The 21,789-nt window shown below is 66.7% G+C and carries 22 protein-coding genes and 1 pseudogene; 16 read left to right on the top strand and 7 right to left on the bottom strand.

The genetic code is table 11. From position 1 onward, the window contains the following. Position 1: 1 nt before the first annotated feature. The 5 genes from mdcE to acs all read left to right on the top strand — a co-directional run bounded on the left by mdcE (position 2) and on the right by acs (position 5,180). A complete protein-coding gene (mdcE, locus tag BM345_RS24220; protein WP_093384806.1) occupies positions 2-703 on the top strand; it encodes a biotin-independent malonate decarboxylase subunit gamma in 702 nt (233 codons plus the stop codon). A 15-nt stretch (positions 704-718) separates the two neighbouring features. Continuing rightward, positions 719-1,402 (top strand): malonate decarboxylase holo-[acyl-carrier-protein] synthase, encoded by a 684-nt coding sequence (mdcG, locus tag BM345_RS24215; RefSeq protein WP_093384804.1) that lies wholly within the window; start codon positions 719-721, stop codon positions 1,400-1,402. After that, complete coding sequence (mdcB, locus tag BM345_RS24210; RefSeq protein WP_093384801.1) at positions 1,399-2,262, top strand: triphosphoribosyl-dephospho-CoA synthase MdcB; 864 nt, start codon at positions 1,399-1,401, stop codon at positions 2,260-2,262. Before mdcG ends, mdcB begins: the two co-directional genes overlap by 4 nt. Then, entirely contained in the window at positions 2,259-3,167 is a 909-nt protein-coding gene (locus tag BM345_RS24205; RefSeq protein ID WP_093384799.1) for an acyltransferase domain-containing protein, read from the top strand. Before mdcB ends, BM345_RS24205 begins: the two co-directional genes overlap by 4 nt. Before the next feature lie 114 nt (positions 3,168-3,281). Then, positions 3,282-5,180, top strand: coding sequence for an acetate--CoA ligase (acs, locus tag BM345_RS24200; RefSeq protein ID WP_254789974.1), 1,899 nt, complete (start codon positions 3,282-3,284; stop codon positions 5,178-5,180). A gap of 130 nt (positions 5,181-5,310) precedes the next feature. On the opposite strand, the gene BM345_RS24195 is transcribed toward acs, so the two are convergent. Continuing rightward, a complete protein-coding gene (locus tag BM345_RS24195) occupies positions 5,311-6,732 on the bottom strand; it encodes an aminotransferase-like domain-containing protein (RefSeq protein WP_093384793.1) in 1,422 nt (473 codons plus the stop codon). A gap of 287 nt (positions 6,733-7,019) precedes the next feature. Here BM345_RS24195 and BM345_RS24190 point away from each other — a divergent pair, with 287 nt between their 5' ends. The 4 genes from BM345_RS24190 (at position 7,020) to BM345_RS30880 (ending at position 10,285) form a co-directional block, all read left to right on the top strand. After that, entirely contained in the window at positions 7,020-8,063 is a 1,044-nt protein-coding gene (locus tag BM345_RS24190) for an LLM class oxidoreductase (protein ID WP_093384791.1), read from the top strand. A 251-nt stretch (positions 8,064-8,314) separates the two neighbouring features. Further along, a complete protein-coding gene (locus tag BM345_RS24185; protein ID WP_139237601.1) occupies positions 8,315-8,746 on the top strand; it encodes a hypothetical protein in 432 nt (143 codons plus the stop codon). Positions 8,747-8,861: 115 nt separating this feature from the next. After that, entirely contained in the window at positions 8,862-9,641 is a 780-nt protein-coding gene (locus tag BM345_RS30885; RefSeq protein WP_368086501.1) for a GntR family transcriptional regulator, read from the top strand. Beyond that, on the top strand, positions 9,563-10,285 hold the full coding sequence (locus BM345_RS30880) for an aminotransferase-like domain-containing protein (protein WP_368086500.1): 723 nt from the start codon (positions 9,563-9,565) through the stop codon (positions 10,283-10,285). The genes BM345_RS30885 and BM345_RS30880 overlap by 79 nt, the downstream gene beginning before the upstream one ends. Before the next feature lie 36 nt (positions 10,286-10,321). On the opposite strand, the gene BM345_RS24175 is transcribed toward BM345_RS30880, so the two are convergent. The 3 genes from BM345_RS24175 to BM345_RS24165 form a co-directional block, all read right to left on the bottom strand. After that, positions 10,322-10,522, bottom strand: coding sequence for a hypothetical protein (locus tag BM345_RS24175; protein WP_093384786.1), 201 nt, complete (start codon positions 10,520-10,522; stop codon positions 10,322-10,324). Between the two features lie 7 nt (positions 10,523-10,529). Beyond that, positions 10,530-11,372, bottom strand: coding sequence for a helix-turn-helix transcriptional regulator (locus BM345_RS24170; RefSeq protein WP_093384783.1), 843 nt, complete (start codon positions 11,370-11,372; stop codon positions 10,530-10,532). A gap of 297 nt (positions 11,373-11,669) precedes the next feature. Beyond that, complete coding sequence (locus BM345_RS24165; protein ID WP_254789964.1) at positions 11,670-12,725, bottom strand: sigma-54 interaction domain-containing protein; 1,056 nt, start codon at positions 12,723-12,725, stop codon at positions 11,670-11,672. 307 nt (positions 12,726-13,032) lie between these two features. Between BM345_RS24165 and BM345_RS24160 the strand changes: the two genes are divergently transcribed. The 3 genes and pseudogenes from BM345_RS24160 to BM345_RS24150 all read left to right on the top strand — a co-directional run. After that, on the top strand, positions 13,033-13,305 hold the full coding sequence (locus BM345_RS24160) for a hypothetical protein (protein ID WP_093384778.1): 273 nt from the start codon (positions 13,033-13,035) through the stop codon (positions 13,303-13,305). A 181-nt stretch (positions 13,306-13,486) separates the two neighbouring features. Continuing rightward, positions 13,487-13,864 carry an MEDS domain-containing protein gene (locus BM345_RS30875; protein WP_093384775.1) on the top strand — a complete coding sequence of 126 codons (378 nt, stop codon included), beginning with the start codon at positions 13,487-13,489 and terminating at the stop codon, positions 13,862-13,864. After that, a pseudogene (locus BM345_RS24150) lies at positions 13,806-14,012 on the top strand (MEDS domain-containing protein); the annotation flags it as partial. The gene BM345_RS30875 and the pseudogene BM345_RS24150, both read left to right, overlap by 59 nt. Positions 14,013-14,040: 28 nt before the next feature. Here BM345_RS24150 and trxA read toward each other — a convergent pair. Genes trxA through htpX form a run of 3 tightly spaced genes read right to left on the bottom strand, consistent with a single transcriptional unit; the run spans position 14,041 to position 16,677 of the window. Beyond that, positions 14,041-14,424, bottom strand: a complete 384-nt coding sequence (gene trxA / locus BM345_RS24145) for a thioredoxin (RefSeq protein ID WP_093384770.1) — start codon at positions 14,422-14,424, stop codon at positions 14,041-14,043. 50 nt (positions 14,425-14,474) lie between these two features. Beyond that, a complete protein-coding gene (locus BM345_RS24140; protein ID WP_302847595.1) occupies positions 14,475-15,761 on the bottom strand; it encodes an NAD(P)/FAD-dependent oxidoreductase in 1,287 nt (428 codons plus the stop codon). A 10-nt stretch (positions 15,762-15,771) separates the two neighbouring features. Continuing rightward, positions 15,772-16,677 carry a protease HtpX gene (htpX, locus tag BM345_RS24135; protein WP_093384767.1) on the bottom strand — a complete coding sequence of 302 codons (906 nt, stop codon included), beginning with the start codon at positions 16,675-16,677 and terminating at the stop codon, positions 15,772-15,774. A 330-nt stretch (positions 16,678-17,007) separates the two neighbouring features. Here htpX and BM345_RS24130 point away from each other — a divergent pair, with 330 nt between their 5' ends. The 4 genes from BM345_RS24130 to BM345_RS24115 are packed head-to-tail and all read left to right on the top strand — an operon-like array spanning position 17,008 to position 21,650. After that, positions 17,008-17,679, top strand: a complete 672-nt coding sequence (locus BM345_RS24130; RefSeq protein WP_093384765.1) for a BON domain-containing protein — start codon at positions 17,008-17,010, stop codon at positions 17,677-17,679. A 16-nt stretch (positions 17,680-17,695) separates the two neighbouring features. Continuing rightward, positions 17,696-18,331: an Hsp20/alpha crystallin family protein gene (locus BM345_RS30660; RefSeq protein ID WP_254789960.1), complete on the top strand. Its 636-nt coding sequence runs from the start codon at positions 17,696-17,698 to the stop codon at positions 18,329-18,331. Positions 18,332-18,361: 30 nt separating this feature from the next. After that, entirely contained in the window at positions 18,362-18,811 is a 450-nt protein-coding gene (locus BM345_RS24120) for a PRC-barrel domain-containing protein (protein ID WP_254789958.1), read from the top strand. 13 nt (positions 18,812-18,824) lie between these two features. Further along, the gene (locus BM345_RS24115) at positions 18,825-21,650 is read left to right on the top strand and encodes an ATP-dependent Clp protease ATP-binding subunit (protein ID WP_093384759.1); all 2,826 of its coding nucleotides are present in this window, start codon (positions 18,825-18,827) and stop codon (positions 21,648-21,650) included. Positions 21,651-21,789: the final 139 nt, after the last annotated feature.

Raw genomic sequence — 21,789 nt, 5'->3', positions numbered from 1 at the left:
CATGCAGTGGAACTCACTGGTCACCCAGCTCTTTGGCGCCTTCCATGGAATGCGCGCCGTGGACGACTTCCTGCAAGGGGACGTCATGTTCGACGGCGAGCCGCTCGCGGTCGTCGGTACTACCAACCACGCGCCGATCGGCGTGAAGCTCGCGCTCGCCCAGGCCCGTGTGGTGCTCGACGTGATCGAGCGACATCCTGGCCGCCCGATCCTCCTGCTCATCGACACGCAGGGCCAGCAACTGCGTCGGCGCGACGAGCTGCTCGGCATCAATCGCGCCATGGCGCACCTTGGCGCCGCCATCGATCTGGCGCGGCGCCGCGGCCACCGGGTCATCGGGCTGGTGTACGACCAGGCCCTCTCCGGCGGCTTCATCACCTCGGGCCTGATCGCCGACGCCTGCTATGCCCTGCCCGATGCAGAAATCCGCGTCATGCGCATTCCCGCCATGGCACGCGTGACCAAGCTGTCGGAGGAAAAGCTCACTGCGCTGTCGCAGTCCAATCCCGTCTTCGCGCCCGGGGTGCAGAACTACGTGGCCATGGGTGGCGTGCGCTCTTTGTGGCAGGGCGATCTGCAGGCGGCCCTGCGCGACGCGCTTGCAAACACGCCGACCGAAGACCTGCGCGCGCGGGACGGCGCCGAGCGCGGTGGACGTCGCCTTGCCGCAGCCGTGGTGCAGCGCGTGCTGGACGCCGCCTGAAGGCAGAAGAACGCCATGCCCTGTCTGCGACGCCATCAACTCATCCGGCTGACCGAAACCGGCTGGGAAGCCGTGCTTCGGCGCCCCTGGGACGAGCAAGCGCACCAGTGCCTCTCGCACTGGTCGGCGCATCGGCTGCCGCTGGCCGTCACGCGGCAGCCGACCGGGGCCATCGCCGCCGATTCGATCGCCCTGGGCCTGCCCGCGCCAGCGCAGTGGGAACGGCGTCGCCTGGCGCTGCAGGTTCCGCAAGGCTCGGTTCATTCCAGGGGTGAATTTCCGCTGCTGGCGGAGCTGTTCGAACTGCTGCCGCCTGGTGCCGAGCGGCCCGCACGCGAGTTGCTGGACGCGCTTGCCGCTCTACACGCGGTGCCCCATGTCTTCGGCAGCTTCGGTTGGCAGGCGATCAGCGGTCTGCCCTGCGTGCGCACAACCTCCGACCTCGACCTGCTGATTGCCGTCGATGGATCGGCGCAAGCGGATGCCGTGGCTCGCGTGCTTCATTCCTTCCGCTCCGTCGGTACGCGACTGGACGGCGAACTGGTGTTCAGGGACGGGTCAGCGGTCGCCTGGCGTGAATGGATCGAATGGCGCGCCGGGCGAGTGCGGGCCATCATGGTCAGGCGCCTCGACGCAGTGGCCTTGCAACACGACATCGCGTGGTGCAAGTCGGCAGAGCCCGCGGAGGCCAGCGCATGAGTGCCTTTGCGCTTCGGGTGCAAAGGCACCCGCGACTCACGACTGCCGAGATCGGGCGCGCGGCAACGCTCGCACTGCACGACGAGCTTGCCCTGACGCCCAAGCCGGGGTTGGTGACGCTGCTGGACCGCGGCAGCCACGATGACATGGACGCGCACACCTTCATGCGCAGCCTGTTTTCGCTTCGGCACTACTTCGTGCAGATCGCCGAGGCCGGCTTTGCCGGCGCCGGCTTCCAGGTGCTCGAGCGCTGCGGTATCGCGGCAGAAGCACGCATGCTCGCTGCCACGGGGGGCGTCAATACCCATCGGGGCGCCATCTTCATGATCGGCCTGCTGTGCGCCGCGGCCGGTGCCGCGATGCGCACCGACGGCGAGATCACCCATCCCGACCAGCTTCGCAGTGCTTTGAGAAACCACTGGGGCGCCGCCCTCGCCATCCGTTGCAATCGCCAGCCCAGCCTCCCCGGAGGCATCGCCGCCAGACGCCATGGGCTGCGAGGAGCCTCCAAAGAAGCGGCGTTCGGCTTTCCCGTGCTTTTCGACGTGGCGCTGCCGGCGCTGACTGCGGCGCTGGCCTGCGGCCTCACGCCTCGGCAGGCTCGCCTGGAGGCGTTGTTCCAGATCATCGCGGTGCTCGACGACAGCAACCTCGCGCACCGTGGCGGAATCGCCGGATTGCGCGACGCGCAACGCATGGCACGGGAATATCTGGCCAGGGGCGGCGTCCGCCAGGCTGATGGCGTGGAGCAAGCGCACGCGATCGCCGACGAATTCGTGGCGCAGCGTCTGTCACCCGGGGGCTCCGCGGATACGCTGGCCGCAGCCTGCTGGATCACACGGGTGTGCGGAAGCCCATGAGCTTCGCACTGCTTTTTTCCGGCCAGGGCAATCAGCATCCGGCGATGCTGCCCTGGGTCGCGGACGATGAACTCATCGCGGACATGCGGGTGCACCTTCAGGTCGACGATTGGCGACGCGCGCTGGAGAACCCCACCTGGGCCGAGCGCAACGACAACGCGCAGACCTTGCTGACGGGCCTGGCGCTGGCGGCCTGGAATCAGTTGGCGCCCAGCGTGGCAGCACCAGCCGCCATTGCGGGGTACAGCGTTGGCGAGCTGGCGGCCTTCAGTGCGGCCGGAGTGATCGATCCCAGGTCGACCATCGCCCTCGCGCGCCAGCGCGCTGCCGCGATGGATGAATGCGCAGCCCACGCGCCCGGCGGCCTCCTGGCCGTCACCGGGCTGCCCAATCTCAAACGCGAGCAACTGCAGGCCGAGACAGGCCTCGCACTGGCCATCCGAAATGGCGAGGACAGCGTGATCCTCGGTGGCCCCCTGGCCGCGTTGGAAGTTGCCCAGCGCATGGCACTGGACGAAGGCGCGCAGTGCACGCGATTGCGCGTGAACGTGGCCTCGCACACGCCGTGGATGCGTCAGGCGGCCGAGGCCTTCGCACGCACGCTGGACCCTGTTCACTTTCAAGCGCCCCAGGTTGCACTGTTCAGCAATGCGGCGGATCGCATACGTGACGCAGCGGCTGGTCGTGCCGCGCTGGCCGCCCAGATCGCTACCACCGTCCGCTGGGACGAATGCATGGACAACGTCATGGCGCGGCAGCCGCGCTGCGTCCTTGAGATCGGGCCGAGTCAGGCGCTGGCTCGCATGTGGAACCAGCGCTACCCCGCCGTGCCGGCGCGCGCTTGCGATGACTTTCGCAGCGCCGCCGCGATTGCGGCCTGGCTGTCCAGCCACGCCGACAGCTGACCCTCAGTTTCGGTTTTCCCAAACCCCAGACCCCAGGAGCTCACCGTGAGTGCGAATGCAGACAAGACCCGCTTGATTCCCGCCGCCCGAATCCCGGATGCGCACGTGTCCGGCATGGCTGCCTATGAAAAACTCGTCGCGCAGGCAGAGGCCGACTACAGCGGCTACTGGTCGCGGCTTGCGACTGAATTCGTGAGCTGGAAAACGCCCTTCACCAAAGGGCTCGACGACAGCCGGGCGCCATTCTTCACGTGGTTCGAGGACGGCACGCTGAACGTCTCCTACAACTGCCTCGACCGCCAGGTCGAGCGTGGGCTGGGCGAGAAGACTGCCATCATCTTCGAGGCCGACGACGGACAGGTGACGCGGGTCAGCTATCGCGACCTGCTGGATCGCACCTGTCGCATGGCGAACGCGCTCAGGGCGCGCGGGGTCGGGAAAGGGGATCGCGTCGTCATCTACATGTCGATGAGCATCGAAGGCGTGGTCGCGATGCAGGCCTGCGCGCGAATCGGGGCGACGCATTCGGTGGTCTTCGGCGGCTTCTCGGCGCAGAGTCTGCGCGACCGCATCCATGACGCGGGCGCCGTGATGGTGATCACCGCCGATGAGCAGGTGCGGGGGGGAAAGCAGCTGCCGCTGAAGTCCATCGTCGACGACGCCATCGCCATGGGCGGGTGCGAGACCGTCACGGATGTGCTGGTGTACCGCCGCACCGGCGGACCCATCGGCTGGGTCGCAGCCCGCGACCGATGGCTGCACGAGGAGACGCAGAGCCAGCCGGATACGTGCGAGCCCGAGTGGGTCGGTGCCGAGCATCCCCTTTTCGTGCTCTACACCTCGGGGTCGACCGGCAAGCCCAAGGGTGTTCAACACGCCAGCGGCGGCTATCTGCTGCATGCGGCACTGACCACCCGGTGGACCTTCGATCTGAAGCCCGACGATGTGTTCTGGTGCACGGCCGACATCGGCTGGGTGACAGGGCACACCTACATTGCCTACGGCCCGCTCGCACTGGGCGCGACCGAGGTCGTCTTCGAGGGCGTTCCGACCTATCCCGATGCGGGCCGCTTCTGGAAGATGATCCAGGACCACAAGGTCAGCGTGTTCTACACCGCACCCACGGCCATCCGCTCGCTCATCAAGGCCGCAGAAGCGAATGCGGCCGTCCACCCCGGGCGCCATGACCTGTCGAGCCTGAGGATCCTGGGCTCGGTCGGCGAGCCGATCAACCCGGCCGCCTGGGAATGGTTCCACCAGCACGTGGGTGGTGGCCGCTGCCCGATCGTCGATACCTTCTGGCAGACCGAGACCGGTGGCCACATGATCACCCCGCTGCCCGGCGCGACGCCGCTGGTGCCGGGTTCCTGCACGCTCCCCTTCCCCGGCATCGACGCTGCGGTCGTCGACGAGACCGGCGCGGACGTGCCCAATGGCCAAGGCGGAATCCTCGTGGTGAAAAAGCCGTGGCCGAGCATGATCCGCACGATCTGGGGCGATCCGGAACGCTTCAAGGCAAGCTACTACCCACCGGAACTCAGGGGCTACTACCTGGCGGGCGACGGCGCCATCCGCGATGCGGCGACGGGCTACTTCACCATCACCGGACGCATCGACGACGTGCTCAATGTGTCGGGCCACCGCATGGGTACGATGGAGATCGAATCGGCGCTGGTCTCCTGCACCGACCTGGTGGCCGAAGCGGCCGTGGTGGGACGGCCGGACGAGACGACGGGCGAGGCCATCTGCGCATTCGTGGTCCTGAAGCGGCCGCGCCCCGTCGGCGACGAGGCGAAGAAGATTGCCGACACTTTGCGTGCCTGGGTCGCCAGGGAGATCGGGCCGATTGCAAAGCCCAAGGACATCCGCTTTGGCGACAACCTGCCGAAGACGCGCAGCGGCAAGATCATGCGACGACTGCTGCGCTCGGTCGCCAGGGGCGAGACCATCACACAGGACACCTCGACGCTGGAGAACCCCGCGATCCTGGAACAACTGGGCCAGAAGAACTAGGCCTCATCGTCCATGAAACTGATCCTCGCGCTTGCGCGTCCCGCTCGGAGCTATTGCGGGCGCTAGCGCTGAGCTCGCGAACATCGATGTTCCGGACGACCGGACTGGCTGGGCCTTGAGTTGAGCGCCCTCACCCACGCATCAGGGCCGTCGCAAGTTGGCCGACAGTTTGCATCGCCGACGCAAAACGCGGATCGCCGCCGTGGCCATAGTTCAGGCGCAGGCAATGCGTGCAGCGCCGGTCGCTGGAAAACAGCGGCCCCGGCGCCAGGCTGATGCCGCGCTCACGCGCCAGCGCGTGCAGTTGGGTCGTGTCCACGCTGTCGGGCAATTGGAGCCAGAGAAAGTAGCCACCCTGCGGTGCTGACATGCGCGTTCCGGCTGGAAAGTAGGCCCGCACCGCCTCCATGGCCACGGCCAGATAGCGGGCGAGCGCCGCGCGCATGCGCCGCAGGTGCCGGTCATAGCCGCCTCGGTCAAGGTAGGCGGCGATGGCTGCCTCCGAAGGAATCGCCGGCGAGAGTGTGTACATGAGCCGCATCTGCTCGATCCTCGCGGCAAATTTTCCGCCCGCAACCCAGCCGACGCGGTAGCCGGGGGCCAAGCACTTGGAGAAGGAGCCACAGTGGATCACGAGGCCCTGGGTGTCCAGGGCCTTGGCCGGCAGCGGCTTCCTTGCGCCGAAGTAGAGCTCGGCATAGACGTCGTCTTCGATCAGCGGAACTTCATGCTCTGCGAGCAGCGCAACCAGCGCCTTCTTGCGTTCATCGGGCATCGAGCTGCCCAGGGGATTCTGGAAGCTCGTCATGAGCCAGCAAGCCGCGACGCGCTCACGTTTCAGCGCCGCGGCCAGGGCGTCGATGTCGATGCCCCAGGCCGATGAGGTCGCGACCTCGAGCGCGCGCAATTGCAGTCGGTCGAGCGCCTGCAGCGCGGCATAGAAGGTCGGTGACTCCACCACCACCACGTCGCCTGGCCTCGTGACCGCCTGCAGGCTCAGGTTCAGCCCCTCCATCGCGCCATTGGTGAGCACGATCTCGGTGGCAGCGATGACCATTCCGTCCATCGCATAGCGCAATACGATGTGACGGCGCAGCGACTCGTTGCCCGGAGCGAGGTCCTCGACCAGGCGCCATGGATCGAAGTCACGCATTTCGCTCCCGAGATGTCGCGCCAGTCGCGTGAGCGGGCACAGCGACGGGCTCGGAAACGCCGAGCCGAGCGGTACGAACTCGCGTCGGTTCAGCGAACCCAGCAACTCGAAGACCAGCTGGCCGACGTCCACTGCCCTGGCTCGTCCATCGGGCCACGAATCGTCGGGCGCGGCTGTTTCCGCCTGGGCGAGGTCTTCTTTCACGAAGTAGCCGGAACGGGGGCGCGCCTCGACCAGACCCCGCGTTTCGAGCAGATAGTAGGCTTCGAATATGGTCGTCCGGCTCAGCCCGCGGGCGGCGCTCGCAGCCCGCACCGAGGGAAGCCGATCCCCGGGCCGCAACACTCCGGCGCGGATCAACTCGGCGATTTCGTTCGCATGGCGTTCGTAGAGGTTCATGAGATCACGCAAGGGCGTCGGCCAACGGATCCCCCTCCCATGCACAGCCCATTGCCTGCATTAGGCGCCTGGTATCGCTTTTGTGCTGCTTGCCAAGATCCGACGCCATGCCGGTTGCTTTGAAGACGCAACTGCCATCGGCACCACCCCGGATGTGAACGGGCCCCCGTCCGCGCATCCGATTGCGGCTGACCGCGGATATCGCCGTCCCTGGGCAGTTTCCGCAGGAACAGGGAATACCCGCCGCGGCGCCCTGCGTACGCTTGCGACGTCAAACAGGAGAGCGCATGCTGAAAGTCAATCCGATGGCCACGGTCGACCAGGCGCCAGGCTTCAGTCGCATGTTCCGCGTGGGCCGCCTCACGCTCGGCGTCTTCTTCCCCATCGAGGCCTACGCGGGCGACGCGGCGTCGATGCGCGATCAGGAGCGGCTTGCGCAGCGCGCCCAGGCGCTCGGCTACGCCGCCCTGTGGGTGCGCGATGTGCCGCTGCGGGATCCGAGCTTCGGCGACCTCGGTCAGATCTACGACCCCTGGGTGTACCTCGGCTGGATCGCGGCACACACGCAAACGATCGCGCTGGCCACGGGCTCGATCGTGCTGCCGCTGCGGCACCCGCTGCATGTGGCCAAGGCGGCTGCCTCGGTCGACCAGCTGTCGGGCGGCCGGCTGGTGCTGGGTGTGGCGTCGGGAGACCGACCGGTGGAGTTCCCGGCCTTCGGCGTCGACATCGAACGGCGCGCCGTCCTGTTTCGCGACTACTTCGAGACGATCCGCCACGTGCTGGAAAGCGATTACCCGACGTTGACGTCGACGGCCGGCGTGCTCGCCGCCAACGCCGACCTCGTGCCCAAGCCGGTCGGACGCCTGCCGATGCTCGTCACCGGAGGCAGCGGGCAGCCGCTGCCGTGGATCGCCGGGCATGCGGACGGCTGGATCACCTATCCACGCAGCATTGATCGCCAGGCCGAAACCGTGGCACGCTGGCGCGGCGAGGTCCATGCCGCCAGGCCGGGCGCCTTCAAGCCGTTCGTGCAATCCCTCTACGTCGACCTCGCCGACGATCCGCACCTGTCGCCGACCCCCATCCACCTCGGCTTCAAGGCAGGACGGCACTTCCTGTTGAGCTTTCTCGACTCGCTGCACAGTGTCGGCGTCAACCACGTCATCTTCAACTTCAAGTACGGCGCGCGGCCGGCGTCCGAGGTGCTCGAGGAGATCGGCGCCGAGGTGCTGCCGGCCCTCGCCCGCGCGCAGGGTGACATGCCTGTTGGCGGCGAGTTGGAACCCAGCGACGCCGAAGTCGGCGACACCCTGGCACCGCAGCATTGAGGCCGTCCGGCACGGGAGACGAGCGATGGAGCTTCGTCTTGCTCGCCAGGAGCGGTTCCTGGCGATGCATCGGCGGCCCTGCGGGGCGAGGCCCCTTGCACGCGGAGTGCCCATCTGGCCCGGTTGAAATCGCGCCAAACTGGTCATGTTCGATGGCGGCCGGACTGCCGAGAATCGAAGGCTTGACCCGAGGCAGCGACACACTTGCACGGCATCTGGCCGCCACGCCGCCGCGGGCAGCCACACGTCAGATGAAAACCACCGAAATGCTCGAGCTCGAACGGGCACTCCACTCGATCGAACTGATCCTCGCCGCCCGCTACGGCGACCATGAATTTGCACCTTGGTCCGGCCCCACCAATCTGGGCGAACTGCCTCCGCCACAGCGTGACGTCGTCATCCGCAGGGTCGAGGAGGCCAACAAGGCGTCCCAGGAGCGCGCAGCCATCCATTTTTGCCTGACGTCCGCGGCCAGGCTGCTGACGGTCACGCAGCTCCTGATGACCGAACCGGTCTACCGCGCGCCCAAGGATCACACCCAGCGCCTGCGCGAGCTGGTGCACGACATCCGCGCCGGGGCGCGGTCCGCCTACCGGGCCGCGCTGATGCTGCTGGGCCAGGACACGAGCGGCGCGCGGCCCGTCGATGGGGCGACGCATCGAACTGGCGACCGGAACACCTGAGCCGGATGGGCGAACTCTCTTGACGCCGAAGGCGGGAGCTGCGAGCGCTCCCAGCCCGAACCACAATGAATCACCGGGAACGACAGCTGGGCTGCCTCGCAGCCCTCGGGCACTCATGATCACGCGCTATGAGCGCTATGCGAATGAGATCACGGCGCTGATCTGCACGGGATCCTTGCGGCCCGGCGATCGATTGCCCTCCGTGCGCGAAGCCAGTGCCGCGCAGGGCCTGAGCCGCTCGACCGTCTTTGCGGCCTACTACCTGCTCGAGACCCGCGGCCTGATCCACGTGCGGCCCCGCTCGGGCTGCTTCGTCAACGTCCGGCCCGAGCCTGTGACGACGGCCGCGCCGAAGGCTTTGCACGCAAGCGAGCCTTCCGGCCGCGGAGAGATCGACGACGTCGTGATGGGATTGCTCCGGTCGACCGGATCGCCCGAACTCGTGCAACTGGGCTCCGGATTCCTCTGTCCGTCGCTGTACCCGATGCCCCGGCTCGCGCGCCATCTCTGGAATGGAATTCGCGATCCGCACCCATTGCGCGATGCCCAGGATCTGGTCTCGGGAAGTGGAGATCTGCGGCGCCAGATCCAGCTACGCTATGAGCTCAGCAGCACAGCGGTCGACGCCGATGAGATCATCCTGACCAACGGCGCCATGGAGGGCCTGAACCTGTGCCTTGAGGCTGTTACCCGCCCCGGTGAAATGGTCGCGATCGAGCATCCGACCTTCTACCCTGCCCTGCAGGCGCTCGAACGGCTGAAGCTTCGGGCACTCAGGATCCCCACCACCCGCGCTACGGCGTCGATGTCGAAGCCTTGGCGATCGCCCTCAGGCGCCACCGGGTCGCGGCCTGCTGGTTCATGCCGAACTTCCAGAATCCTCTGGGAAGCCTGATGCCTCAGGATTGCAGGGAAGCGCTGGTGGCGCTCCTCGCCCAACGGGGCATTCCGTTGATCGAGCATGACGTCTGCGCTGAACTCTATTTTGGAGACCGCAAGCCACTGCCGGCCAAACACCATGACCGTGAGGGCCTCGTGATGCATTGCGGTTCCTTCTCCAAGTGCCTTGCGCCCGGCTATCGCGTCGGCTGGGTCGCGGGCGGCAGGTTTGCAAGGCAGATCGAGCACCTGCGGGTCATGCACACGCTCTCACCGCCCACTCCCTCGGTGGTCGCGATCGCCAGCTATCTCGCGGAAAATGGCTACGACCGGCACCTGCGCCGGATGCGGGCAACGCTAGCGAGCTACAAGGCCGCTGCGTTGGACGCGATCCGCGGGTCTTTTCCACGCTCGACGCGCGTCACCATCCCGGAAGGCGGCTACTTCCTGTGGCTCCGGTTGCCGAGAAAGGTCAATGCGCTGGAGCTGTATCGGCTGGCGCTGGCGCACGACATCACCCTGGCGCCCGGTTCCATGTTCTCGTTGGACCGCCGCTTCAACCACTGCGTGCGCATCAACTACGGCCATGGAGGCGATACGCGCTTCCTGCACGCGATTCGCAAAGTGGGCGAACTGGCGGTTCGACTGGCCGCGAGCTGAGCTCGCATTCCGAGTTCGAACCTGGGCTGCCTGGCCTTACGTTCCCGGACAGGGAACGACCCGCGGCCACCCGTACTCTCGCCCCATCATCGCCTGTGCGAACAGGTAGTTGTTCCTCGCGCGTTCGCTGCAACGATCCAGGTCGACCTGGCCATGGCAGTCGCAGGGAAACGCGAACGCCCGGCCCAGGTGGTAGAGCGACTCGAAGCGCAGCTCGAACGCGACGGCGTTGTGCATGGATGTCTCATCTGTCACGGTCGCCTCCTGGTGAATCGATGGGCTGGCTAGCCGCCTCGCGCGCGCTCGTCCGGAATACCTTCGGCGTGAACCCGGTGTAGCGATGAAAGACGCCCGTGAAGTGGCCTTGCGTGCGAAAGCCCACGTCAGCGGCCACCTCGATGATCGGCGAGTCGGTGCTGGCCAGGAGCTCCTTGGCACGCTTGATGCGCTGCATCAGGATGTACAGGTGCGGCGACTGTTCCGTCGATTGCTTGAACATCCGCGCGAAATGAAAGGGGCTGAGATGCACTTCAGCGGCCAGTTGTTCGACCCGGATCGTCTCGCCCAGATGCTCGGCAATGAAGCGGTAGACGCAGCGCATCTTGTGAGCCGCCAAGCCGCCGGTGGACATGGCCCTTTCAGGGCCCGCGGCCACGTAGTTCCTGGCGACGTGCGCAGACAGCAGGGCGGCCAATGCATCCAGGAAGCTCACCGTCAATCGATCCAGGTTCGGAAATTCCCGGTCGACAGCATCGGCGACTTCGCGGATCAGCGAATCGGTCGCCGCATGGGGTTCGACAAAGGTGAAATCGTCGCTGCCCAGTGCGGCACGGGCAGTCTCGCTGAAGAAGGGCTCCGCGATGCTGAGAATGAGCGTGTTGGAGCCGGGCCCGTCTGCAAGCGAGTGAGGGAGCGCCGGCGGAACGACAGCGACCAGCGGCGCGCGAACGTAAGCGGTTCGATCACGACCGGCCAGCATGCGATGGGTGGTGAACAGATTCGCGGTTTCCTTCGGCACGAGGATGTCCAGAGAACTGCGCATGCGCACGCTGCCGAGGTCCGCTGCACCCAGATGCGCAATGCGCATGACCGCATTGCACACGGTTCCTTTCGGCGGTGGACACCGGGTTGGCAAATTGACTTTCGAAGAGTCGTCGATTTCGACGTGGTTTTCTGTAAGCACGGCGCCCCGTTTTGCGAGTGGTTCTTGCGCTGCCGGCGGCAGGCATGCTTGTCATCTTGCAAGGGACGTGCCGAAGTCGCAGTCCGGGCGATCACGAGGCGTGACAAGGGCTTGGACGAGCACGACCGCGCTCCCGACTTGCTTGATCCGACACGCGGCTGCCGGCCCTCCGTCACCGCTGCCGGCCTTCCGGCAGCGAGGTCAAATGCGCGCGATGGCCAGCTTCTGCATCTTGTATTGCAGGGAGGTGCGCTTCATGCCCAGCTTGGCGGCCGCACCGGCAGGGCCAGCGATGACCCAGTTGCATTTTCCCAGGGTCCGCACGATATGCTGGCGCTCCATGCGTTCGAGACTTTCGTCCGAGGCATCTTCCGCATTGGGGCGCGCCTTCAATTCGCCGGCCGGAACTTCCAGCGTGGCGCCTTGCGTGAGGATCACGCAGCGCTCAACGAAATTCGACAGTTCACGCACGTTGCCCGGCCAGGAATACCGGCTGAGCGCCGCCAGGCTTTCGGGAGCAATGGTCGTGATCGACCGATTGTTGGCGCGCGCGTGAAGCTGCAGAAAGTGCTGCGCCAGCACAGGGATGTCGTCCACGCGATCACGCAACGGCGGCGTCTCGATCGGGAAAACCTTCAGGCGGTAGTACAGATCGTCGCGAAAAGTGCGGGCCGCCACCATCTGCGCCAGGTCGCGATTGGATGCTGCGATCAGACGCACGTCGGTCTTCTGCGTGTGCGTGCTCCCCAGGCGTTCGAACTCGTGCTCCTGCAGCACGCGCAACAGCTTGGCCTGCAGTTCAAGCGGGATCTCGCCGACCTCGTCGAGGAAGATGGTGCCCTTGTCGGCCAGTTCGAAGCGCCCGATGCGCTTGCCGACGGCTCCGGTGAAGGCGCCTTTTTCATGCCCGAACAACTCGGCTTCGATCAGCCCGGTCGGGATGGCCGCACAGTTGAGCCGCACGAAGGGGTATTGCCGGCGGCGGCTGAGCCGGTGAATGGCGTGCGCGATCAGCTCCTTGCCCGTCCCGGTCTCGCCCTGGAGGAGGACGCATGCATTGGTCGGCGCAACCCGCTCCACCAGCGTCAACGCTCGTGCGAGCGACTTGCTGCGACCGACGATCTCGCCCCAAGGCTGTCCGGTTTCCTGGCGGAGGTAGGCGTCGTGCGCCTTGATCTCGTCGTTGCGCCGTTCCGCGGCCTCGGCGCGCTGTCGGGTGCCCGCCAATTGTGCCCGCTGCAGTTCGGATTCAAGCATTAGTGGCCTCATGGTTCCGTTGTCCGGTCGGGGCGAAAAGGTCGCCATCGGTGCTGGTCGCCTCCGGAGTCCCGGGTTTCCGAGTGCCACCGAGACGCTGCTGCTGTGGGTGGCAGCGAACCAGGCGGTCGTACCATGAGATTTCGTCCAGGTTCATTTGACACTACCAACGTACGCCAAATACGGCTCATGCGCTAGCGGCGGTGCGCGCGTCCTCAGAAATATTTTTGGCACCCCTTCAGCAAAAGAAAGTGCACTTGCCGGGTCGATCCATGCCCGCTCGCCAGTCGCCCCTGACTCGCAGACCATGGATGAAACTGCCATTGAAATCCGCCGCCTTCAGGACTGCATCAGCGGACTGATGAGCTTGCTCGCTCTGCCGTCCCTGTGGGACACCCGCGATCCGATGTCCATTCTGCGGACGTTGCTCGATATGCTCGCGAGAATGCTGGACCTGGACCTGGCGTACGCGCGGCCAGACGATGCGGCTGTGGTGCCGGCACTGGAACTGGCCCGCAGCGAATATCAGCCCCACGTTGCGCGACGCGCAAACGAGGTCGGCGCAGTCGTTGGACCGTGACTGCTGGCACAGCATCCCGGCGCGCAGTATCTTGCTGCGAATCCCTTGCGGGAAGGCGATCTTCGCTTCACCCACCTCTGGCTCGGGGCCAAAGAGGTGGGCGTGCGAAATCGCAGGCTCGACTCTGGCCAAGTAACGCCACATCTGCGCCTTCTTCCGCACCGCCTAGGAAGAAAACCGGATCACGACGGCTTTCATCAAGGACGGGCTCGAGCACAGCCAGCCGACCTGCCAGATCGTAGACCCTTCCCTTCGCGATGAACATCTGCGGCAGCTCTATGCGGCCGGCATCGACGTCGCGCAACAGCAGCGCGAGGGCAGGCTAGAGGTCCATTCGGTGTTCGACATGTACCTGCGTGACGGGCACTTCGACGTGCCCCGCATGCTCAGCGTCATCCAGCAGCACATCTCGACCGATTCGCACCCGATCTCGCGCATCACCGGACACGCCGAATGGGCTTGGAGAAGACTGGCCTGGCGTGTAAGGCTTCCTCGAGTACGAGTCCCGCCTCAACGATGTGGTCCCCGAAGGCCGCGATACCGTGGTGTGCGTGTATGACCTTTCGACGACCAGCGCGGCGCTGATGGCAGACGTGCTGCGTACGCATCCCGTCGTCATCCTCGATGGGGTCGTCCACGTGAACCCCTTCTTCACCCCCGTGGAACAATTCATCGCCGAACTTCGTGCGCGCAAGGGAGCGTCCTGACGCCCCACCCCTCCGGCCCGGCAGTTCGTCACCAGTCCAGGTCGATCTGCGGGCGCGCAGGATCCTGTCGCACCTCGGGAGGTCTGCGCGGGAGGTGCTGGTCCACGAAATCGGCCAGCTGCGACTCGCTCATCATCCCGGGCTGCATGGCCAGTTTCCGGCCCTGGTGGAAAAGCATCAGCGTGGGCACCGAACGGATCGCATACTTCGAAGCGACGGACGGCGCCTCGTCGATGTCGACCTTGACGACGGCCAGTTCCTGACGACGGCGCTGCGCGAAGGACTCGAGTGCCGGCGCCATGGCCTGGCACGGGCCGCACCAGGAGGCCGAAAAATCGACCAGCACCGGATGCTGCTGCGTGGCGAGCGTCGATTCGAAATCGCGCTCGCCTGCGTGGATCACTGCTGACATATGGGCTCCTCTTTCAACGACATAGACCCATTGCACGAAGAAGGCGATGTTCAGCCCCCGTCAAGATGGCGGTGCACGAAGGCGACCGCCATCGCGCCTTCGCCCACCGCCGAGGCGACGCGGCGCACCGCCTCGTGCCGCACGTCGCCGGCCGCGAATACCCCCGGGAAGCTGGTCTCGAGGAAGTAAGGGTCGCGGTCCAGCGGCCACCGCGACGGGCGTCCGCCACGCTGCAGAAGATCGGGGCCGGTGAGGATATAGCCGGCCTCGTCGCGCTCCATGCCGATCGATTCGGCCCAATGGGTCTGCGGCTCGCCGCCAATGCACACGAAGAGCCATTGCGCCGGGACGCGACGCTCGGCGCCGCTGGCGAGGTCGCGCAGCGTGATCTCGCGCAGCGCGGTGTCGCCGTGCAATGCACTGACCTGCGTGCGCGCAAGCACCTCGATGTTGTCGCTGGCGGTGATGCGGTCGATCAGGTAGCGCGACAGGGTGCCCTTCAGCGATGCGTCGCGGATCACCATGGTGACGCGGCTCGCGTGCGGCGCGAAATGCATCGCCGCCTGGCCGGCCGAGTTGCCGCCGCCGACGATGAACACGTGCTGGCCGCGCGCCAGCGGCGCCTCGCTCGCACCGGCGCCGTAGTAGAGACCCGAGCCCAGCAGCTGCTCCTCGTTGGGCAGTTCGAGCCTCCGGTAGGCCACGCCGGTGGCGCAGATCGTGGCGCGCGCGACGATCCGCGTGCCATCCTCGAGCACGCCGACGCCGCGTCCCGGCTGCAGTTCCGCGCGCACGCCTTCGCGCGCGAGCAGGATCTCGACGCCGAACTTGTGGGCCTGCTCGCGGGCGCGCTCCGCCAGTTCCATGCCACTGATGCCCTGCGGAAATCCCAGGTAGTTCTCGATCTTCGAGCTGCTGCCGGCCTGGCCGCCGACGGTCAGGCGCTCGACCAGGACCGTCGACAGTCCGTCGGCCCCGGCGTACACCGCAGCGCTCAGGCCGGCCGGACCGGCACCGTAGATGGCCAGGTCGTATTCCGAGCGCGATGGATTGCTGAACCAGCCGAGCTTCTCCGTGATCTGCCGGATCGTCGGGCATTCCATGCGCGTGCCGTCCGGGAACAGGCAGACCGGCAGGCGCGCATCGTGCAGGTGGTCGACCTGCGCCTTGCTGCGCGCGCTGTCGTCGCTGGGCAGGGGGACCCACTCGAAAGGCACGTCGCTGCGGTGCAGGAAGTCGCGGATCGCCCAGGCGGCGGGATTGCCCAGCCGTCCGTAGATCTTCACCAGCGCCGGGCCCGCCGGCGACGGCGGCTCCCTGAGATCGGTCGAGGCCACGGCCTACGCCTCAGTGGGCCCACGGCATGGGGCTTCTTTGCCCCGCCTGCAGCGCCGCGATGCGCTGCGCCAGCGGCGGATGGCTCGCGAACAGGTGCGTCCACGACGGCGGGCTGTTGATGCCCAGGGTCCGCAGCGACTGCGGCAGTCCAGCGGACTGGATGCTGCCCAGGCGGCCCAGCGCACGGATCATGGGTTCCGGCGATTTCAAAAGACTGGCCGACCCTGCATCGGCGCGGAACTCTCGCCAGCGCGAGAACCACGCCACGATCAGCGACGCGCCGATGCCGAACACGATCTCGCAGGCGAACACGGTCGCGTAGTAGCCCATGCCGCCGCCGGCGTCCTGATCGTCCTCGCGACGCAGCACCAGGCTGTCGACCAGGTAGCCCACCACGCGCGCGAAGAACACCACGAAGGTGTTGACCACACCCTGGATCAGGGTCATGGTCACCATGTCGCCGTTGGCCACGTGAGACACCTCGTGGCCGAGCACCGCTTCGAGCTCCGTGCGGTCCATGCTTTGCATCAGGCCGGTCGACACGGCCACCAGCGATGCGTCGCGAAAGGCGCCGGTCGCAAAGGCGTTGGGTGCACCCGGGTAGACCGCGACCTCCGGTTCACCGATGCCCGCGCGCCGCGCCAGCGCGTGCACGGTGTCGCGCAGCCAGGCCTCGTCGGCACTCCGCGGATGCTCGATGACCCGCGCGCCGGTCGACCATTTCGCTATTTGCTTGGACATCAGCAGCGAGATGAACGAACCGCCGAAGCCGATCACCAGCGAGAAGACCATCAGCGCGCCAAGGTCCAGTCCGTTGGCAGTCAGGAAGCGGTCCACGCCCAGTAGCCGAAGCGTGACCGACATCACCAGCATCACCGCGAGGTTGGTGGCGAGGAAGAGGAACAGACGCTTCATTCGGACTTCTCCTTGAGCGGATTCGACAGCAGCGTAGACGCCGTGGCCGCAGCCGTCTTCCGGATTCCTGCGCATGGTGCCGCAGTCCGGCGCTGCACAGCGCCTCGCACTTCGCGCACCGGGCGTCGCGAGTCAAGCACGCATGGCGGGTCACCGGGTGGGTGTTGCGCGCAGTCCCGCGACATGGCTGCGCAGGTCTGTGCAAGACAGGGCCGGTCTGCCGACCTAGTCTTCAGGCAACCGACTTCCGCGCCATTTGCGCCCGCGTGTGGTTGTCGGATGGAATTCGCTTCACCTGCGGGCGCTGGACGAACAGATAAAGGATCCACCATGACAGTTGCTACCGCTGCCCGCACCGACGTCGACATCCAGAACGAGGTGCTGGCCGAACTCAAATGGGAACCACGCGTGCAATCCAATGAGATCGGCGTGGCCGTGAAAGACGGCGTCGTCACGCTGACCGGCTACGTCGACTCCTTCACCACGCGCTGGGCGGCCGAAGAGGCCGCGCATCGGGTGCGCGGAGTGACGGCAGTGGCCAACGACATCGAGGTCCGGCTGGCGACCAGCGCAGAGCGCACCGACTCGGACATCGCCGCCTCCGCAGTGCGCGCCCTTCAATGGAACATTCTGCTGGAGCGGGAAAAGATCGACGTCACCGTCTCGAAGGGATGGGTCACCCTCAAGGGCACGGTGGACTGGCAGTACAAGAAGCAGGAGGCGGCGCGCGTCGTGCGCAACCTCTCCGGCGTGAAGGGCGTGAGCAACCTGATCGAGGTGAAGCCCAGGGCAGAACCTTCGGACATCAAGAAGAAGGTCGAGGAAGCGCTGGTACGCAGCGCGCAGACCGACGCCGCGCGGATCACCGTCGAGGTGGAAGGCGGCAAGGTGACGCTCAGGGGCACCGTGCGTGCCTGGGCCGAGCGCGAGGAGGCAGAGCGCGCGGCCTGGAAGGCGCCCGGCGTCAGCGCGGTCGAGAACCGCATCACAATCGGGCTCTGATCCCGGCTGCGCACCTTTGCGCCACGAACGGCAGGATCGCGCAAGACGGGCCATCGCCGGCGGTCTAGCCTCGATTCACCTCACCCACTCATGCGGCGATCTGCAGAAATGGAATCCCTTCAAGTTCTCCCGCGGCAGCACCGAGGCGCGGCCGGCATCGAGCGGGGCGGCCGCCGAAGCCTCGCCCCCGGCGCGTACGCCCGCCGAGTGGCGCGAGCCGGTGCAACTGCTCCAGGCCCTGGACCCCTTCAGCATGCTGCCAGGCTTCCTGCGCGGCCCCTTCGGCGGCGCGGGACGCTGGTTCGGGGATTTCAGTCCGACCATGTTCCAGCCCAAGGTCGACGTCGTCGACGACGGCAACGCCCTGCGCCTCACCGCGGAGCTGCCCGGCATGGAGAAGAAGGACCTGGAAGTCGCCGTCGAAGACGGCTTCCTGGTCCTGCGCGGCGAGAAGCGGGTCGATGCCAAGGAGGAAGAAAACGGCTGCTATCGGCTGGAGCGCGCCTTCGGCAGTTTCCAGCGCGTGCTGCCCTTGCCCGACGGCGTGGACCTGGAGCATGCCGAGGCACGCTTCGACCAGGGCGTGCTGACGCTGCGCCTGCCAAAGAAGGCCGGCGACACCCAGGCTTCGCGCAAGCTCGAGATCGAGTGACTCTCTACAACCCCTACGGAGTAAAACATCATGGACAGGAAACTTCTTCGCACCAGCATCGCTTGTGCAATGCTCGGCCTCGGCCTGACGCAAATCGCCGGCGGCCAGGCGGCCCCTGAGCCCGCGCCGAATGAAGCGGCCAGCAAGGCAGCCCCGCCACCGGTGGCCGGGAAAGCCACGATCGGAGTGACGGTTGCCGAAACGCAGCTGGTGGCCACCGGCTACCGCGCCTCGAGGTTGCTTCACCAGGATGTCTACAACGACAAGGGCGAAAAAGTGGGCAAGGTCGACGATCTCGTGATCTCGACCGACGGCAAGCTTTCGACCGCCATCGTGAACGTCGGCGGTTTTCTCGGCGTCGGCAAGCACCTGGTTGCGATTCCGGTGCGCGAGTTCGCGCACATCGCGCCGAAGGCCGTGCTGCCCAAGGCGAGCAAGGACGAGCTGAAGGCCCTGCCGAAGTTCGAATACACCGCCTGAAGAAGGAACAGCCATGGCCAAGTGCGACGTGTGCGGACGCCCCGCCACCACCCAACTGACCCTGCGCGAAGGCGGCAAGACCCGCCAGGTCGCACTTTGCGACGAGCACTATGCCGAGACGATGGGCAAGACCTTCGGGCGCTCGCCGCTCGAATCCTTGTTCGGCGGCGGTCTGTTCGACGAGTTCCAGAGCTTCTTCGGCGACCGCGGCTCGCTGTTCGGCGAGGCGCCAGACGCCGGGGGCCCAGGCGCCGACAGGGCGCGGCCCCAGGCTAGCGCGCCGCGGCGCCAGCGCTCGCGCGAGGCGGTGGACCTGCGCAGCTTCCTGAACGAAGCGGCGATGGACCGGCTCCAGGTTGCAGCCGAGAAGGCACTGGAGTACGGCAAGGACGAGGTCGACACCGAGCACCTGCTGCTGGCGCTGCTCGACAATGAAATCGTCCAGGAGATCTTGCGCGACTACAAGCTGTCGGAGGCGGACCTTCGGTCGAACATCCAGGAGAACGCGCCCCGCGGCGAGCGCAAGGCCGAAAAGGGCGAGACGCCGCAGATGGGCGTGTCCCCGCGCGCCAAGAGCGCCCTCGAGCAGGCCATGATCGCGTCCCGTGAGCTGGGCCACAGCTATGTCGGACCGGAGCACATCCTGATCGGCCTGGTGGAAGAAGAGGACGGCTTTGCCGGCGAACTGCTGCGCAAGCTCGGCCTCAATTCGCAATCGCTGCGCCAGAAGGTCGTCAAGGTCGTCGGCAAGGGCGCGGAAGAAGGAAAGCTCAAGCAGCGCAGCGGCACGCCGACGCTCGACAAGTACGGCCGCGACCTGAGCGAGCTGGCCCGGCAGGGCAAGCTCGACCCGGTGATCGGCCGCGCCCGGGAGATCGAGACGACCATCGAGGTGCTGGCCCGCCGCAAGAAGAACAACCCGGTGCTGATCGGCGAACCCGGCGTCGGGAAGACTGCGATCGTCGAAGGCCTGGCGCAGCGAATCGTGCAGGACCAGGTGCCCGACGTGCTGCGGGGCAAGCGGGTGATGGAACTCAACGTCAACAGCCTGGTCGCGGGCGCCAAGTACCGCGGCGAATTCGAGGAGCGCGTCAAGCAGGTGCTCGACGAGATCATCGACCGGCAGGACGAGCTGATCATCTTCATCGACGAGCTGCACACCATCGTCGGCGCGGGCGCCGGCGGCGGCGAGGGCGGGCTGGACATCGCGAACGTGTTCAAGCCCTCCCTGGCGCGCGGCGAGCTTCACCTGATCGGCGCGACCACCCTCAACGAGTACCAGAAGTACATCGAGAAGGATGCAGCGCTGGAGCGGCGCTTCCAGCCGGTGATGGTGCCGGAGCCCAGCATCGAGGACACGATCGAGATCCTGCGCGGCCTGCGCGATCGCCTGGAAGCGCACCACAAGGTGAAGATCAGCGAAGGCGCGATCGAGGCCGCCGCCAAGCTCTCGGCACGCTACGTCGCCGCGCGTTTCCTGCCCGACAAGGCCATCGACCTGATCGACCAGGCTGCGGCGCGGGTGCGCATCCATGCCAGTTCGCGGCCGCAGGAGCTGCAGCACATCGAGGCCAACGTCCGCAAGCTGCGTCAGGAGCAGGACGCCGCCGGCGCGGCCAAGCAGTATGACAAGGCCAAGGACCTGGGCGACCGCATCAAGGGCGACGAGAAGAAGCTCGCCGACGCGACTGCAGCCTGGAAGAAGCAGCGTGGCACGAGCTCTTCCGAAGTGGGCGTGGAGGATGTGGCGCAGATCGTCTCGGCACTGACCGGCGTGCCGGTGTCCGAGCTCACGACCGAGGACCGCGAGAAGCTGCTCCAGCTCGAAGACCGGCTGCGCGAGCGCGTCGTCGGCCAGGAGGAGGCGGTGCACGCGGTCAGCGAAGCCGTGCGGCTGGCACGGGCCGGCCTGGGCGAGGCAGGCAAGCCCACTGCGACCTTTCTCTTCCTCGGGCCCACCGGGGTCGGCAAGACCGAGCTGGCCAAGGCGCTGGCGGCAACCGTCTTCGGCAGCGAGGATTCGATGGTGCGCATCGACATGAGCGAGTATTCCGAGCGGCACACGGTCGCCCGGCTGGTCGGCGCGCCACCGGGCTACGTGGGCTATGAGGAGGGCGGCCAGCTCACCGAGCGCGTGCGGCGCCGTCCCTACAGCGTGGTGCTGCTCGACGAGATCGAGAAGGCGCATCCCGAGGTGCACAACGTCCTGCTGCAGCTGTTCGACGAGGGGCGCCTCACCGACGGCAAGGGACGCGTGATCGACTTCACCAACACCATCATCATCGCCACCAGCAACCTCGGGTCGGACGTGATCCAGCGCAACCTCAAGGCCGAAGATCGCGAGGTTCTCGAGTACCCGGCGCTACGCGACCGGTTGATGGAACTGCTGCGCCACCACTTCCGGCCCGAGTTCCTGAACCGGGTCGACGAGGTCGTGGTCTTCCACGCGCTGGGCAAGTCGGAGATCCATGCCATCGTCGGGCTGCAGCTGCAGCGGGTGGCGCGCACGGCGGCAGCGCAGAACGTACGGCTGGAGTTCGACGACTCGCTGGTCGACCACCTGGCGGAGATCGGCTACGACCCCGAGTTCGGCGCCCGCATGCTCAAGCGCAAGCTGCGCTCGGAACTCGAATCGCGGCTCGCAACCGCCATGCTCAAGGGTGAAGTGTCTGCGGGCCAGAGCGTGAAGCTCGGCTACGACCCGGTTCAGAAGGCGCTTCGCATCGAGAAGCTGTCCGACGCGACGGCACCGGGCGCGAAGCGGCGCGCCGAAGCGACGAAGCCCAAGGCGCAGGCAGGGTCCGAAGCCGCGGCGGAGGCCGGCACGGTGACCGCCTGAGCGCCGCGCGACGACGGCCCGAACGGCGTGTTCCATTTCGCGCCCTGCCGACAGTCGGGCGCGCCGATGGCCCACAACGGCCTTCGTCGCCCGACTATCGACGCCGTCCGGCCTGGCTGCGACCCTCGGTCTTTGAGAG

The organism is Variovorax sp. OV329, from assembly GCF_900114785.1.
In the GTDB taxonomy this organism is placed as follows: Bacteria; Pseudomonadota; Gammaproteobacteria; order Burkholderiales; family Burkholderiaceae_C; genus Variovorax.
The sequence above is the reverse complement of the archived record's forward strand: the minus strand, read 5'-3'. Positions and strand labels throughout refer to the sequence as shown.